This is a genomic window from Phyllobacterium calauticae, assembly GCF_019991125.1.
Taxonomy (GTDB): Bacteria; Pseudomonadota; Alphaproteobacteria; order Rhizobiales; family Rhizobiaceae; genus Phyllobacterium; species Phyllobacterium calauticae.
In genome coordinates this window covers 487,275-502,713 of the sequence record NZ_JAGENB010000002.1, presented here as the reverse complement: position 1 = coordinate 502,713, position 15,439 = coordinate 487,275, and the positions used below count along the sequence as shown (strand labels likewise).

Sequence of the window (15,439 nt, the reverse complement as noted above, 5' to 3'; positions counted from 1 at the left end):
CGTTTGTTGCCGCTCAAATGCGCTTTTTGCCTAAAGTTTGATCACGTTTTTTCGCCATGGCATGTCGCATTTACAGCAACGACCCGTGCAAATTTGCATGGCAGCCATGCTGAAACCGCATCCCTGCTGCCGCAATTGCTGGCGTTCCCACGGAAACACCAGCAAAATCAACGATGGCGCGGATAGAAAAGCCGAAAACCTGCCTTAATTCAGCCTGCGCCGCTCAAACGCTTGTAATTGGCCCGCAGCGTTTTACGGCCGGGCCGGAGGGCCGCCTGTGTCGCTTTATCGATGGTCGCCTGGGCGATGGCGGCGGGTGACTTGCCGCTCCACACATCCAGCCAGAAGGTCGCTGCCGAATTGATCACCGACAGCTGCGCCGCGACGACACCGTCCGTCACCGCCGCCATTTTTTCGGACACGGCCCGGGTGGATTCCGGCTTGGAAGACGTCTCCGTCATCCCCTCCAGCATCATCATCGGCAGGCGCATGGCGATCACCATCGATGCCATCTGCATGTCATGAACGGGTGTACGGCGCTTCGTCGGAGATTTCATGCTTTGGACCCTTTTGGTTTGAACGCGGTATCGACCGGCGGTTTTAAACCGTTTGCGAGCCGATTGGTTTCATTGGCCATGCCGACAACCGCAAGAAGTTCCATCAGCTGCGGATCCGTCATGCCCTTTGCGCGTGCGGAGGCCGTGTGCGACCAGCTGCAATAGTCGCAATTGTTGGTGGCGGAAACGGCGATATAGATCATCTCCTTGACCAGCGGATCGAGCGCACCGGGCGCCATGACTTCCCTCAGGCTCTCCCACGTGCGCTTGAGCAGTTTCGGGTCATTGGCCAGCACCTTCCAGAAATTGTTGATCCAGTCCGTCCCGCGCGTGTGCATGATGTCGTCATAGACCGCCCGCACGGCGGCATCGGCCTGTTCATACTCGATCATCGGAACAATGGTTGGGTCGGTCATCGTGCTTTCCCGTGCGTTGGAGCCTGGCAAACAGCCATCCGGAAACGCCGGATGGCGGGCGGTTGAAACCCAGATTGCGGCGGAAGACCAGGGAAAGTCCATTGGAATTCCTTCACGGGAAAATCCGGCGCTTAGAGCCAGTAAAACCGGGAAAAACCGCACCGCAGTGAATGAATTAATGAAGAAAAATCGCCTAAAGCATTGATCTTTCATCATCCGGCTTGTTACACTACCCCCATGAACATTGTGACATTCGGCTTCACAATTGGTTTTCCCGCGTCGTTATATCGACAGGTGCTGTCGCGATATACCTCATTAATTCAATGAAACCATTGCATTCTGATGCGATAAGGATGCCAAATGGCACACAAGCGAACGACTGGGTAAGGCAGTACCAAGTTAAGATTCGTACCGGGTGAACTGTCAAAACGAGTGGGAGACAAAACTGATGAAGAAGCTGCTTGCTTCAACTTTACTGGCCGCAGGGCTTTTCGGCTTTGCCGGAGCTGCTTCGGCGGCGGGGTGCGGGTCCGTCACCATCGCCAACATGAACTGGCAGTCAGCGGAAGCGCTGGCTAATCTCGACAAGCTTATACTCAGTGTAGGCTATGGCTGCGATGCCGAACTGGTCGCAGGCGATACGGTTCCAACCTTCACGTCGATGATCGAAAAGGGACAGCCTGATATCGCACCGGAAGGCTGGCTCAACGCCGTCAAGGAACCGCTGGACAAGGCGGTCAAGGAAGGCAAGCTGGTCTATGCCGCGCCTGCCATCACCGAAGGCGGTACGGAAAGCTGGTGGGTACCCAAGTACTTTGCCGATGCGCATCCGGATATCAAGACGATCGCCGATGCCATGAAGCACCCCGAACTCTTCCCTGCGCCGGAAGACCCCAAGAAGGGCGCCGTGTTCAACTGCCCGTCGGGCTGGGCGTGCCAGATCACCACCGGCAATTTCTTCAAGGCCTATGAAGCCGAGAAACACGGCTTTACCCTCGTCGATACGGGATCGGCCGCAGGTCTCGATGGCTCGATTGCCAAGGCCTATGAGCGCAAGGAAGCCTGGCTCGGTTATTACTGGGGTCCGACGGCCATTCTCGGCAAGTACCCCATGGTCAAGCTCGACAATGGCGTGCCGTGGGAAGAAAAGGAATGGAAGCGCTGCAACGTCGTTGCCGATTGCCCCGATCCGAAGCCGAACGGCTGGCCGAAGGCGGACATCTACACGATCGTCACCAAGAAATTTGCTGACGCTGCGGGTCCGGCCTTCGAGTACCTGAAGAAGCGCCAGATTTCCAACGAGGAAGCCAACAAGCTCCTCGCCTGGATGGTCGACAATCAGGCAACCGGCGAAGACGGTGCCAAGTATTACCTGAAGAACAACGAAGCCACGTGGTCGAAGTGGGTTTCTCCGGAAGCCGCTGAAAAGATCAAGGCCGCGGTCAAGTAACCGATGGATGCGGCGGAGATCTTCTTCGCCGCATCGCACCATCCCGAATGGGCCGAACGTTGCCGCGTCCGGTCGCGATGGTCATTTGATGACCCACAAAGAAGGGGACGCACCATATGGATTGGTTCTACTCATTCCCGAAAATGAATGACGAGACACTCCGCAATTTGAAAAAAACCATGGATGAGGGCTTCAAGGCCTTCACCCGCAGTTACGGCGATGTGATCGAGTCATTTTTCCAGCCGCTGCAATACTTCCTGATCCAGGCCGAAAAATTCATGACGACGACGCCCTGGCCGATCATGGTCCTGCTGATCGCCGGCATTGCGTGGCTCGCCAGCCGCAACTGGAAGATCGTGGCCGGAACGGTCATCACCCTGCTCCTGATCGGTTACTTCGACATGTGGAGCGATGCGATGAAGACCATCGCGATGATTTTCGTCGGCACCGTCGTTTCGGTCGTCGTCGGCATTCCCATCGGCATCATCATGGCCCGTTCCGACGGTTTCCAGCGCATCGTCAACCCCATCCTTGACGTCATGCAGACCATGCCGAGCTTCGTCTACCTCATTCCCGTGGTCATGCTGCTCGGCATCGGCAAGGTGCCCGGCCTCATCGCCGTGGTGATCTACGCCATTCCGCCGATGATCCGCCTGACCAATCTCGGCATCCGGCTCGTCGACAAGGATGTGCTCGAGGCGGCCGATGCCTTCGGCTCATCCAGCTGGCAACGCCTGAAGAACGTGCAGATCCCCCTCGCCCTGCCCACGATCATGGCCGGCATCAACCAGACGATCATGATGGCGCTCGCCATGGTGGTCATTGCCTCGATGATCGGCGTCCAGGGCCTCGGCCAGCCCGTTCTGCGTTCGGTCAACGGCCAGTTCTTCTCGCTCGGACTTTTCAACGGTCTTGCCATTGTCGGCATTGCCATCATTTTTGACCGCGTCAGCCAGGCCTATGGCATGCGCCTTCAAAAGCACCAGGAGGTGGTTCATGGCTGATCGTTCCGTTCAGGGCGCCGGTATCCAGATCAAGAATCTCTACAAGATTTTCGGCCAGAAACCGGGAGCTTACGTCGATGCCGTCAAGAAGGGCATGACCAAGACCGAGCTCAACGAAAAATACAACCACGTGCTCGGCCTGCGCGATATCAATATCGATATGCCCGCCGGCTGCATCCAGGTGGTCATGGGCCTCTCGGGTTCGGGCAAATCGACGCTGATCCGCCACATCAACCGGCTGATCGATCCGACGGTCGGCGAGGTCATCATCGGCAACGCCGATGTGTGCAAGATGAACCAGAACGACCTGCGCGAGTTTCGCCGCCACAAAACAGCGATGGTTTTCCAGAAGTTTGCGCTGCTTCCCCACCGCACGGTGCTCGACAACACGGTCTATGGCCTGGAAATCCAGGGCCTGAGCCGGGCAAAGCAGGAAGAACAGGCCCGCCGCTGGATCGAACGCGTCGGCCTGAAAGGCTTTGAGGAGAATTATCCCAATCAGCTTTCGGGCGGCATGCAGCAGCGTGTGGGTCTTGCCCGTGCGCTGACCAATGACGCGCCGATCCTGTTGATGGACGAAGCCTTTTCCGCCCTGGATCCGCTGATCCGCATGGACATGCAGTCCGTGCTGCTCGACCTGCAGAAGGAAATCAAGAAGACTGTGGTGTTCATCACCCACGATCTCGATGAAGCGCTGCGGCTCGGCGACCGGATCGCCATCCTGCGCGACGGCGAGGTGGTGCAGCAGGGAACCGGACAGGATATCGTCCTGAAACCGGCGGACGAATATATCTCGAGCTTCGTCAAGGAAGTGAACCGCGGCCGGGTGATCATGGTCGACACCATCTCGACCAAGGGTGACGGTTCGGCCAATGCGGGCGGCGTGACGGTCAAGACCGGAACGATCCTCGAGGAAGCGGCCAAGACCATGACCGACGCCAACCAGCAGCACGCAACGGTTGTTGATGAGGCCGGCAAACCGCTCGGCGTCATCAGTATGAACAACCTGATCCAGGCGATGGTCACCCCCATCAGCCATCTGACCCATCAGGCGGCGGAGTAGGCGTTCCCACCCCCCTCTGGGCTGCCGCCCATCTCCCCCACAAGGGGGGAGATCACATTGGCATTAGCGGCTCTGCTTATTCTGCAATGTTGGAAATTGGCTTGAACAATCATGACAGCTGATCTCCCCCCTTGTGGGGGAGATGTCCGGCAGGACAGAGGGGGGTGAAAAGTAATTGGGCTGAAACTTATCCACCACGTCCCAAGCCGAGATATTCTCATCCCTGTCCTTTCCGGCGGGAATGCTTCCGGAAACCTTCGCAAGTCGGGAAAGGATCGGCGCTTCGGCTTCACAGGGAGGAAAACCTGTGCGGCCGGGGAGGTTTGGCTCAATGGTTGCGCATTGGGCAAAACCCTCAAAAACGCCGGAGTGGGTGGTCCCCAGGATCGCAAGCATTGCATACCACATACCCCAAGACCCGCGTTCCAGGGACCGCCCGTCTTTCCCTCCTTCAACAGCCAGACGCGACAGCGGGCGTGGCAACGGGAACAAACGGACTGCGCAGGCGCGTGCCCTTTTCTACCCATTTCACCCGTCCGCCACCCATGTCGCTTCCCTTGCGCTCGGCGTCGCTCAGGCCGCGCACGATTGCCCCGTCTCTGGCGATAGTGGCACCATCGCAAGTGAAGGGCATGAGCAATGAGTGAACCGGCAGCAGACATCGAAATCCCCGCAACGGCACGCGATCATGGCCGGCGTGGCGGACGCTCCCGCCCCCGCAGCGTTGAAAGCGGTGCCTTCGACCAGCCGCCGTTCCGGCAGCTGAAAATCCCGTTCACGCCGACCAAGATCATTTCCGACGACGAGCTGGAATCGATCCACAATGCCTCGCTGCGCGTGTTGCAGGAGATCGGCGTCGACGTGCTGCATGACGGCGCACGCGAGATCATGAAGACAGCTGGCGCCGATGTGCGCCCCGGCTCGCAGCGCGTGCATTTCGACAAGGACATGATTCTTGAATATGTCGGCTATGCGCCGTCGGAATTCACCCTGCATGCCCGCAATCCCGCGCACAATGTGCGCTTCGGCGGCAACAACCTGATTTTCGCGCAGATGGGTTCGGCGCCCAATTGCTCCGATACGGACAATGGTCGTCGCTCCGGCAACCAGGCGGATTTCCGCAACTTCGTCAAACTGGCGCAGATGCACAACATCATCAACACCACGGGCGGTTATCCCGTCGAGCCGATCGACATCCATCCCTCGGTGCGCCACCTCGAATGCATCCGCGATCTCTCCACCCTGTCCGATAAGGCATTCCATATCTATTCGCTCGGCAAGGAGCGCAATCTGGATGGTATCGAGATCGCCCGTCTTGCCCGCGGCATCAGCCAGGAGCAGCTGCAGAACGAGGCCTCCTGCTACACCATCATCAACACCAATTCGCCGCTGAAGCTCGACGTGCCGATGATGGAAGGCATCATCCATATGTCGGGCAACGGCCAGATCGTCATCGTCACGCCGTTCACGCTGGCGGGCGCCATGGCGCCGGTGACCATCGCCGGGGCGCTGGTGCAGCAGAATGCCGAAGCGCTCGCCGGCATCTCCTTCACCCAGATGGTCAGGAAGGGTGCGCCGGTCGGCTATGGCGGCTTCACCTCCAATGTTGACATGAAATCCGGAGCGCCCGCCTTCGGCACGCCGGAATACATGAAGGCGCAGATGGTCGGCGGCCAGCTTGCCCGCCGCTACAAGATCCCCTACCGCACCTCCAATGTCTGCGCCGCCAATACGGTCGATGCGCAGGCGGCCTATGAATCCGTCTTCTCGCTGTGGGGCGCGATCCAGGGCGGCGGCAATTTCATGCTGCATTCCGCCGGCTGGCTGGAGGGTGGCCTGTGCTGCTCCTATGAAAAGATGATCCTCGATTTCGACCTGCTGCAGATGGTAGCGGAATTTTTGACCCCGCTCGATTTGTCGGACGATGCGCTCGGCATCGAAGCCATGCGCGATGTCGGCCCCGGCGGCCATTTCTTCGGCACCGCCCACACCCAGTCGCGCTACAAGACGGCCTTCTACGCCCCGATCATTTCCGACTGGCGCAATTACGAGACGTGGCAGGAGGCGGGTTCGCCCACGGCCATCGAGCGCGCCAACCGGGTCTGGAAGGAGCGGCTGGCTACCTATGAGAAGCCCGCCATCGACCCGGCCATCGAAGAAGAGATCAATGCCTTCGTCGCCCGGCGCAAGGCCGAGGGCGGCGCGCCGACAGACTTCTGACCGCTGCACCGGAATCAAACTCTCAACACGTTGAATCACATTTCCATACAAGAGGCATAAGTGAATGAAATCGCACGTTAAAGCAGTTGTCATTGGCGGCGGCGTAGTCGGATGTTCGGTCCTTTACCATCTCGCCCGCGCCGGCTGGACCGATGTCCTGCTGATCGAACGCTCGGAGCTGACATCGGGATCGTCCTGGCACGCGGCAGGCGGTTTCCACACGCTGAACGGTGATCCGAATGTCGCCAAGCTGCAGGCCTATACGGTCAGCCTCTACAAGGAAATCGAGGAACTCTCCGGCCAGTCCTGCGGCCTGCACCTGACCGGCGGCGTGATGATGGCCGATAGTCCCGAGCGCATGGACTTCCTGCGCCTTGCCCATGCGCGGGGCCGCTATCTCGGCATGGATACCGAGCTGATTACCCCTTCCGAAGCCAAGGCCATGTTCCCGCTGATGGACGAAACCAATTTCGTCGGCGCCATGTGGGATCCGGTCGAAGGCCACCTCGATCCATCCGGCACCACCCACGCCTATGCCAAGGCCGCCCGCAAGCTGGGCGCTGAAATCTCCCTGCGCAACCGCGTCGTCGAACTGACGCAGGAAGTCGACGGCACCTGGAATGTGGTGACCGAACAGGGAACCGTGAAGGCCGAACATGTGGTCAATTGCGGCGGCCTGTGGGCGCGCGAAGTCGGCCGCATGGTCGGCCTCGAACTGCCGGTTCTGGCGATGGAGCACATGTATCTCCTGACCGAAGACGTTCCTGAGGTGATGGAGTTCAACCAGTCGACCGGACGCGAACTGATCGGCGTCATGGATTTCAAGGGCGAGATTTATACGCGGCAGGAACGCAACGGCATCCTGCTCGGCACCTATGAGAAGGCGGCCAAGCCGTGGTCGCCGGTCAACACGCCGTGGGATTTCGGCCATGAACTACTGGCCCCGGATATCGACCGCATCGCCCCTTCCCTCGAAGTCGGTTTCAAGCATTTCCCCGGCATCGAAAAGGCCGGCATCAAGCAGATCATCAATGGCCCCTTCACCTTCGCGCCGGATGGCAATCCGCTCGTCGGCCCCGTTCCCGGCCTGACCAATTACTGGACCGCCTGCGCCGTCATGGCCGGGTTCAGCCAGGGCGGCGGCGTCGGCCTTGCCCTTTCCAACTGGATGGTGCACGGCGAACCCGGTTTCGACGTCTGGGGCATGGATGTCGCGCGTTTCGGCGAATGGGCCACCCTGCGCTATACCAACGCCAAGGTGCGTGAAAACTATTCGCGCCGCTTCTCCATCCGCTTCCCTAACGAGGAACTGCCTGCTGCTCGTCCGCAGCAGACCACGCCGCTCTATGACACGATGCTGCGCCAGAATGCCGTCATGGGCGATTCCTGGGGTCTTGAAACCCCACTCTGGTTCGCGCCGAAGGGTACCGAGGCCAAAGATATCGTTTCCTATCACCGCTCCAACGATTTCGAGCATATCGGCAATGAGGTCCGCGCCACGCGTGAACGGGTCGGCGTCACCGAAATCGCCAATTTCGCCAAATACGAAGTCACCGGCAGCGGTGCGGAAGCCTTCCTGTCGCGCCTGATGACCAACACGATGCCGAAAGCCGGCCGGCTGGTCCTCACCCCCATGCTGAATGAGAAGGGCAAGTTGATCGGTGATTTCACCATCGCCAAGGCTGCTGAAGACCGTTTTCTGATCTGGGGCTCGTCAGCCGCCCAGCGCTATCACATGCGCTGGTTCCAGCGGCACCAGCCGAAAGACGGGTCGGTGCATATCCACCGCTTCGACCAGACGCTGGTCGGCCTGTCCATCGCCGGACCGAAAGCGCGCGACCTCCTTGCCAGGCTTGTCGACGAGGACGTGTCGAACGCTGCCTTCCGGTTCATGGATTTCCGCGAAATGGCGGTCGGCGGCGCGCCCTGCAAGGTCAACCGCATTTCCTATACCGGCGATCTCGGCTACGAAATCTGGATGGAACCGGCCTATCAGCGGCTGGTCTACGCCGCCATCAAGGCTGCGGGCGAAGAATTCGGCATCGTCGATTTCGGCATGCGTGCGCTGCTCTCCATGCGGCTTGAGAAGAATTTCCCGACATGGTTCCGCGAACTGCGCCCGATCTACGGCGTTTATGAAGGCTCGATGGATCGTTTCATCAAGCTTGGCAAGAACGATTTCATCGGCCGCGAGGCCGCGGCGCAGGAAAAGGCCGAATTCGATGCCGGGACCAGCAGGAAGCTGCGGCGGGTCTCGCTGATCATCGACGTGCCGCATGGCAATGGTGCTGCCGATGTCATGGGCGACGAGCCGATCTGGGCCAGGGTCAGCAAGGATTACGGTGTCGTCGAGGCCGGGCATGGCATCGGCGCACCGCGCTTCAACGATGCTGGCGCAGTCGTGTCCTTCGAGGGCGACAAGGGTGCGGTGCAGGGTGAATGGCGCGTGGTCGGCTGGGTCACGTCGGGTGGCTATGCCCATTATGTCGGCCATTCCATGGCGCAGGGCTATGTGCCCGCCGAGCTTGCCGACAACGAGAATGCCGGGCTGTTCGAGGTCGAGATTTTGGGTCTTCGCCGCGCCGCCCGCATCAACATCGAGCCGCCCTTCGATCCATCCGGTGCCAAAATGCGCGGGTGACTGGATCGCTGCAGAATCTGTGGTGCGTGGATCTAAACAGCCACACCCTCAAACGCCGAGACAAAGGGCAGGCCCTTGCGCCTGCCCGTCCAGCCCACGACGATGAGGGCACTGGCGGCCTCATGATGGCGCTGGGCGAGCGCCCACGACTTGCAGTCGATCGCGGCGACATCGGCACGGCCAGACGCCACCGCTTCGATGGACAGGCGGTGGCCGCCCGTCTCGACAAGCCGCGCGAACAGGTCGAACCCCTCGCCCCGCAGCGCCAGGTCGCGCTCGATGGCGAGATAGCCCGACATGGAATCAGGACTGTTGAAGGCAAGACGCTTGCCGCGCAGGCGATCCACCGGCAGGACCGGTTCGCCGCCGCGCGGTGCCGGAACCGCCAGCCCCTCGCCCCGGCGCATGACAAGCGCGCTGGAATAGAACGCCTCGTCGCCGCCCGCCACGCCGGAATAGTCGTCCTGCCCCGCCACATGCACATGGGCGGCTAGGCCGAGCTCCATCGGCCCCCAGCACGTCTGGGCGAGCAGGAGCGCCGGATGGCGCCACAGCGTCGGCAGATCGAGTTCATCGGGCGGCAGTGTCGCGGGATCGGGTGCAATCACCGCGCCCGAGGCATCGCGGATACCGCCGGGAACGGGCGGCAGGTCGCCATTGCGCCGCGTCAGGTAATCCGGCGCGTCGAATCCCGTTGCCCGCAGCCTGTCGCGCAGGACAAGCCACTGCGCATCCACTTCGGCGCGGCGTTCCGGCCAATCATACATCGGCAAGGCTGCAATAGGGGTCATGCGGGAATGTTACTCTGTCGGAGGCTCGGCGGGAATAGGCACGCTGGTGCCGCCCTGCAGGGAAATGCCGTGGCGGCGCGGATGGAAGGCCCGGGCCGTTGCCGGTTCGCGCCTTAGCACCGGATGCGCGACCTCTTCCTTGCTGCGGAAGGCATAGGCGCGCAGGATCTCGAAATAGTTGCGGAAGACATAGCCGCCATTCATGGCTTTCCACTCTTCGCGCTGCTCGCTGTAGAGCTTCGGCAGCCTGTACCACGGAACGGTTGGCCGCTTGTGATGAACGAAATGCAGGTTGTTGTTGAGGAACAGCAGCGCCAGCGGCGATTTCTCGACAATGATCGTGCGGCCATCCGGACGCTCGGACCATTGATGCTCGCAATAGGTGCGGATGGCGATGATCGACAACCCCGCATAGGCCGCTGTCACGGCATAGAGCCAGAGCGGAATGCCGAACGCCAGCAACAGCGCAACCAGAACGACCAGCCCGGCAGCGTGCGACAACCAGGCATTGCGGACCTTGCGGTCGCCGCCCGAAATCAGCCTGGCCTCGCTGATGAGAAAGCCTATCACCATGAGGACCGGCCCGATGACAACCCGGCCAATGAGCGTATTGTTCCAGCGCAGCAGGGTTTTCAGAGCACCCGGCAGTTTATCCCAGTCGCCCAGCGCCCGGTAATAGCTCTCCGGATCGTCATAGGGATCGGTCAGCCGTTCATCCGCATGGTGCTTCAGGTGCAGATGCTTGTAGCGGCGATAGGGATAGAACAGGCCGAGCGGCAGGGAGACGAGAAGCTCGTTCAGCCAGCCGCTGCGTGTGGGATGTCCGTGCAGGGCCTCGTGCTGCAGCGAGGAGTGAAACGCCACCGCCACCGCCATCAGCGCCAGGGCCGCGAACGGCATGGCGGGATAGAGGTATGCTCCGGCTGCGAACCACAGTCCGTAGCAGACGAGCATCAAGCCGATGGTTGGCCATTCGATGCCGGGGTGTTTGCGTTCCCGGCTGGTTTTGTCAGTTGGTTCTGCTGTATGTGCTTCTGATTCCATGATTTTCATGGTCTCACTGTCCAAAACTGTCAGCAATGATATTATTGTGAGAAAGCGTTGATTTTGCGCACCAAATCTTGCATTTGTTGTACTCAGTAAACAAAGGAGCGGGAAAATGGACAAACGCGATCTGTCACGCCTGTTTCAGGAGCGGATCAGGAGCCTGCTCAACCGCAGCGGCGACAACCAGTCATCCTTTGCAGCGGCGGTCGGCATCGACCGCTCCGCCCTCTCCCAGCTCCTGTCCGGCCAGTCCACCCGCCTGCCGCGCGTGGAAACGCTGCTCAACATTGCCGAACGTTATGCCGTGTCGCTGGACTGGCTGCTGGGCCTCAGCCAGGACGAGGGCATCATCGGCGAATTGCGCGCCAGCATGGAGATCGAGGAGGGTGTCGACGGCTTTGAGCGGACGCTGCTGGTGCGCTGGCATGCGGAAGCCTCGGGCAGCAAGATCCGCTATGTCCCGGCCCGCATTCCCGATCTTCTGCGCACCCAGGCAGTGATCGCCTACGAGACATCGCTGGTGCACCGCGACCCCGTCACCCAGATCGCCGAAACCGCGTTCCGGCTGGACTACAACCGCCAGCCCGGCACGGACATGGAAGTGTGCATGCCCTACCAGACCCTGCGCGATTTCGCCAAGGGCGGCGGCATCTGGGGCGACCTGTCCCGCGATATCCGGGAAGAACAGCTGCAGCAGATGAGCGTCCTGATCGACGAGCTCTACCCGTCCTTCCGGCTCTATCTGTTCGACGGGCGCGAACGCTTCTCCGTGCCCTACACGGTCTTCGGCCCCTACCGCGCCGCGATCTTCGTCGGCGAGATGTATCTTGTCCTCAACACCACGGAAGCTGTCTTGACCATGCAGCGGCATTTCGACGGGCTGATCCGTGTGGCAAAGATCAACGCGCACGAGGTCGCCGCCTATATTTCCACGCTCAAGGCCGAATGATGCGGCAGCACTTGTCGCAAATGAAGATTGACCACATATAAAGACTTCCTTATATCGTTATCTAAATAGCACCATAGGAACGCGCCATGACCACAGCCAATCCGCTTGCCGAACTTCTTGCTGAAAAAGGTGTCCTTTTGGCTGATGGCGCGACGGGCACGAACCTGTTCGCATCGGGTCTTGAGGCTGGTGAAGCCCCGGAACTGTGGAACGAAGCCCAGCCGGAAAAGATTCTTGCCCTGCATCAGGGCTTTGTCGATGCCGGGGCTGACATCATCCTCACCAATTCCTTCGGCGGCACGCGGCATCGCCTGAAACTGCATCACGCGCAGGACCGTGTGTTCGAGCTGAACAAGAAGGCCGCCGAACTCGCGCGCGCCATCGCCGACAAGGCCGGGCGCAAGGTGATTGTCGCCGGATCGGTCGGACCGACGGGCGAGCTGCTGGTGCCGCTTGGCGCACTGACCGAAGAGGACGCCGTTGCCGCCTTCACCGAACAGTTGGAAGGCCTGAAGGCCGGCGGCGTCGATGTGGCCTGGATCGAAACCATGTCCGCACCCGGTGAAATCCGTGCCGCTGCAGAAGCGGCCGTCAAGGTCGGCCTGCCCTATGTCTATACCGGCTCGTTCGATACGGCGGGAAAGACCATGATGGGCCTGCCGCCGAAGGATATTCACGCCGTCGTCGATGGACTTGCCGCGCGCCCTGTCGCCGTCGGTGCCAATTGCGGTGTCGGCGCCTCGGATATTCTTGCTTCGCTGCTCGACATGTCGGAAGCCGATCCGCAGGCCACCATCGTCATCAAGGGCAATTGCGGCATTCCGGAATTCCGCGGCGCGGAGATTTTCTATTCCGGCACGCCGGAGCTCATGGCCAATTATGCGCATATGGCAATTGACGGCGGCGCAAAAATCATCGGCGGCTGCTGCGGCACCTCGTTCGTGCATCTGGCTGCCATGCGCAAGGCGCTCGACAGCCATGTCAGCGGCATCAGGCCGACGGTAGAGACCATCATCGAAACCATCGGGCCGATGCGCAACAAGCTTTCCGCCCATGCCGATGACCTGCCCAAGCGCGAGCGCCGCGGTCGCCGGGGCTGAAATCGGGCCATTTGAGGCCGTGTCGTGGTGCGTGGTTCGACAAGCTCACCATGAGGGAGCTTGTGGGCTGCAATCAAACCACTTCCCTCATGGTGAGCTTGTCGAACCACGCACGGTGATTGTGCAACTCTCCCAAGACACATGACAAAAATGGCCGGGAAATCCCGGCCATTTGCTTTTTGGCAATGCAACAAACCTATTTCTTAGCTTCCAGCGCATCGGCCAACCGCACCAGCGACAGGAACTCGCTGCGATAGCCGAAGGCGTCATCGCCGCGTGACCCCGCGCCGAGGCTGGCGATATCGGCATAGCTGTAGGTCGCCAGGCTATCCGTCCCGCGCAGCTTCTGACCGAAGGCGGCAACAGCCGTGGAGAACCGCACATCGTTCGATTCGGCTGCCGAAACCTCATTGGCCTTGGTCACGGGCGTCGTGATCAGCTTGCTCACATCCCCGTTCGGCAGCTTGTAGCGGATCTTGAAGAACGCATATTCGTCCGATTCCGCTTTCGCATCGGCAGCCGCTGCATTCGGCTTGGCGTAGCGCAGGTCGTCGATCAGCACCGCCGGACTGTTCTTCGGCGTGATCTCGTAAATGGCCGTCACCGTATGCCCCGAGCCGATTTCACCGGCATCGATGCGGTCATTGTTGAAATCCTCGCGCTTGAGGGCACGGGTTTCGTAACCGATCAGCCGGTATTCCGCGACGGTAGCCGGATTGAACTCGACCTGGATTTTCACATCCTTGGCAATCGGAAACAGCGTCGAGGTTGCTTCCTGCACCAGCGTCTTCTCCGCTTCGGCCAGCGTATCGATATAGGCGGCGGTGCCGTTGCCGTTCTGCGCCAGGACCTGCATCATCTGGTCATTGTAATTGCCCTCGCCGAACCCGAAGACCGACAGGAACACCCCGGATTTGCGCTCGTCCTCGATCAGTGTCTTCAGCTCATCGTCGCTGGACTGGCCGACGTTGAAATCGCCATCGGTGGCCAGCATCACGCGGTTGACGCCATCCTTGACGAAATTGGCCTTGGCGAGGCGATAGGCCTCCTTGATACCCGCTTCGCCCGCCGTCGACCCGCCCGCCTCCAGCCGGTTCAATGCATCAAAGATTTTTGCCTTGTCCTTTACCTCCGTCGGTTCCAGCACGGTTCCGGCATTGCCCGCATAGGTGACGATGGACACCTTGTCCTTGGGATCGAGCTTGCCCACCAGCATGTGGAAGGCGGATTTCAGCAGCGGCAGCTTGTCCGGCTCGTCCATCGATCCCGAGACATCGATCAGGAACACCAGGTTGGCGCGCGGCTTTTCCGCCGGGACGACGTCATAGCCCTTGATGCCGATATGCATCAGCTTGGTGTTCTGGTTCCACGGGGTCGGCGTGACGGTGATCGTGGTGTTGAACGGCGTCTCGCGGCTCTGCGGCCCTTTCCAGTCATAGGGGAAATAATTGATCATCTCCTCGACGCGCACGCTGTCGGGATCGGGCAAGGCACCGTCCTTCAGCGCGCGGCGCACCATGGCGTAGGATGCCGTGTCCACATCGATCGAGAATGTCGACACCGGATCATCGGCCACGCGCTTGACCGGATTGGTGTCGAACCGCTGGACCCGGTCGCCAGAGGGTAGCTGCGGGGCAATGCTGTCCTGCGCCATTTCCACGGCGGGCGCGGGCATGGGCGCCATCGCTACCGGCTTTTCGGCGGCCGGACTTGCCTGCCCGACGGTTTTCGAACTGCTGAGTGCCTCCATCTGCCTGGCAAGCGGCGCCTGCTTGACGGCTGGCTGGCTCGGTGCAGCCGGTTCGACCGTTGGCAGGGGTTGCGGCTGCACGGGTTTCGGCTCGTCGACCTGCGGCGGCGGCGCTTCTATCGTGACGGGTGCCTGCTGATCCCCCGCCAGCATGCGCGGATCGTGCATCATGGTCCAGGAGATATAACCCGCGACCGGCAGGATCAGCAGGCCGCCGAGAGCCGATGTCGTCAGCAGCAATTTCTTTTCCATCGTTTCACTCCACAATTGGGTTGCGATGGAACTGAGACGCCGGACGAATCCGCTTCCTTGGGTCTGCACTGCGGTTTTTTTTGCATCGGCATCGTCGAACGCCCGCATGGCCGCCTGCATGGCGGCGCGCCTGGCTGCATCGGCGGGCGGCGGCGGCGTCATGCGGCCGAGCTGGTTCAGGTCTTGATCGTCGGTCATG

General features: G+C 60.6%; 13 protein-coding genes. 7 read left to right on the top strand and 6 right to left on the bottom strand.

All coding sequences use genetic code 11. From position 1 onward, the window contains the following. Positions 1 to 209 precede the first annotated feature (209 nt). Together J1W56_RS08340 and J1W56_RS08335 are read right to left on the bottom strand one after the other, a co-directional pair. Positions 210 to 557, bottom strand: a complete 348-nt coding sequence (locus J1W56_RS08340) for a hypothetical protein (RefSeq protein ID WP_223612839.1) — start codon at positions 555 to 557, stop codon at positions 210 to 212. Then, a complete protein-coding gene (locus tag J1W56_RS08335) occupies positions 554 to 973 on the bottom strand; it encodes a carboxymuconolactone decarboxylase family protein (protein ID WP_223612838.1) in 420 nt (139 codons plus the stop codon). Before J1W56_RS08335 ends, J1W56_RS08340 begins: the two co-directional genes overlap by 4 nt. A gap of 448 nt (positions 974 to 1,421) precedes the next feature. On the opposite strand from J1W56_RS08335, the gene J1W56_RS08330 reads away from it, so the two are divergent. The 3 genes from J1W56_RS08330 (at position 1,422) to J1W56_RS08320 (ending at position 4,490) form a co-directional block, all read left to right on the top strand. Further along, the gene (locus J1W56_RS08330) at positions 1,422 to 2,423 is read left to right on the top strand and encodes an ABC transporter substrate-binding protein (protein WP_223612837.1); all 1,002 of its coding nucleotides are present in this window, start codon (positions 1,422 to 1,424) and stop codon (positions 2,421 to 2,423) included. Between the two features lie 116 nt (positions 2,424 to 2,539). Beyond that, positions 2,540 to 3,427, top strand: coding sequence for an ABC transporter permease (locus J1W56_RS08325; protein WP_223612836.1), 888 nt, complete (start codon positions 2,540 to 2,542; stop codon positions 3,425 to 3,427). Next, complete coding sequence (locus J1W56_RS08320) at positions 3,420 to 4,490, top strand: quaternary amine ABC transporter ATP-binding protein (protein ID WP_223612835.1); 1,071 nt, start codon at positions 3,420 to 3,422, stop codon at positions 4,488 to 4,490. Before J1W56_RS08325 ends, J1W56_RS08320 begins: the two co-directional genes overlap by 8 nt. 451 nt (positions 4,491 to 4,941) lie before the next feature. On the opposite strand, the gene J1W56_RS08315 is transcribed toward J1W56_RS08320, so the two are convergent. Next, positions 4,942 to 5,124 carry a hypothetical protein gene (locus J1W56_RS08315; RefSeq protein ID WP_223612834.1) on the bottom strand — a complete coding sequence of 61 codons (183 nt, stop codon included), beginning with the start codon at positions 5,122 to 5,124 and terminating at the stop codon, positions 4,942 to 4,944. 5 nt (positions 5,125 to 5,129) lie between these two features. Here J1W56_RS08315 and J1W56_RS08310 point away from each other — a divergent pair, with 5 nt between their 5' ends. Together J1W56_RS08310 and J1W56_RS08305 are read left to right on the top strand one after the other, a co-directional pair. Continuing rightward, complete coding sequence (locus J1W56_RS08310; RefSeq protein WP_223612833.1) at positions 5,130 to 6,710, top strand: trimethylamine methyltransferase family protein; 1,581 nt, start codon at positions 5,130 to 5,132, stop codon at positions 6,708 to 6,710. A 64-nt stretch (positions 6,711 to 6,774) separates the two neighbouring features. Further along, positions 6,775 to 9,351: a GcvT family protein gene (locus tag J1W56_RS08305; RefSeq protein WP_223612832.1), complete on the top strand. Its 2,577-nt coding sequence runs from the start codon at positions 6,775 to 6,777 to the stop codon at positions 9,349 to 9,351. 32 nt (positions 9,352 to 9,383) lie between these two features. On the opposite strand, the gene J1W56_RS08300 is transcribed toward J1W56_RS08305, so the two are convergent. Both J1W56_RS08300 and J1W56_RS08295 read right to left on the bottom strand, forming a co-directional pair. Further along, entirely contained in the window at positions 9,384 to 10,142 is a 759-nt protein-coding gene (locus J1W56_RS08300; RefSeq protein ID WP_223612831.1) for a phosphate/phosphite/phosphonate ABC transporter substrate-binding protein, read from the bottom strand. Between the two features lie 9 nt (positions 10,143 to 10,151). Beyond that, complete coding sequence (locus tag J1W56_RS08295) at positions 10,152 to 11,186, bottom strand: fatty acid desaturase (protein ID WP_223613466.1); 1,035 nt, start codon at positions 11,184 to 11,186, stop codon at positions 10,152 to 10,154. 115 nt (positions 11,187 to 11,301) lie between these two features. Between J1W56_RS08295 and J1W56_RS08290 the strand changes: the two genes are divergently transcribed. After that, positions 11,302 to 12,138, top strand: a complete 837-nt coding sequence (locus tag J1W56_RS08290) for a helix-turn-helix domain-containing protein (RefSeq protein WP_223612830.1) — start codon at positions 11,302 to 11,304, stop codon at positions 12,136 to 12,138. Positions 12,139 to 12,224: 86 nt separating this feature from the next. Continuing rightward, positions 12,225 to 13,238 (top strand): betaine--homocysteine S-methyltransferase, encoded by a 1,014-nt coding sequence (gene bmt / locus J1W56_RS08285; protein ID WP_223612829.1) that lies wholly within the window; start codon positions 12,225 to 12,227, stop codon positions 13,236 to 13,238. A gap of 196 nt (positions 13,239 to 13,434) precedes the next feature. Here the strand turns inward: bmt and J1W56_RS08280 are convergent, their stop codons facing one another. Continuing rightward, on the bottom strand, positions 13,435 to 15,438 hold the full coding sequence (locus tag J1W56_RS08280; protein WP_223612828.1) for a VWA domain-containing protein: 2,004 nt from the start codon (positions 15,436 to 15,438) through the stop codon (positions 13,435 to 13,437). Position 15,439 lies beyond the last annotated feature (1 nt).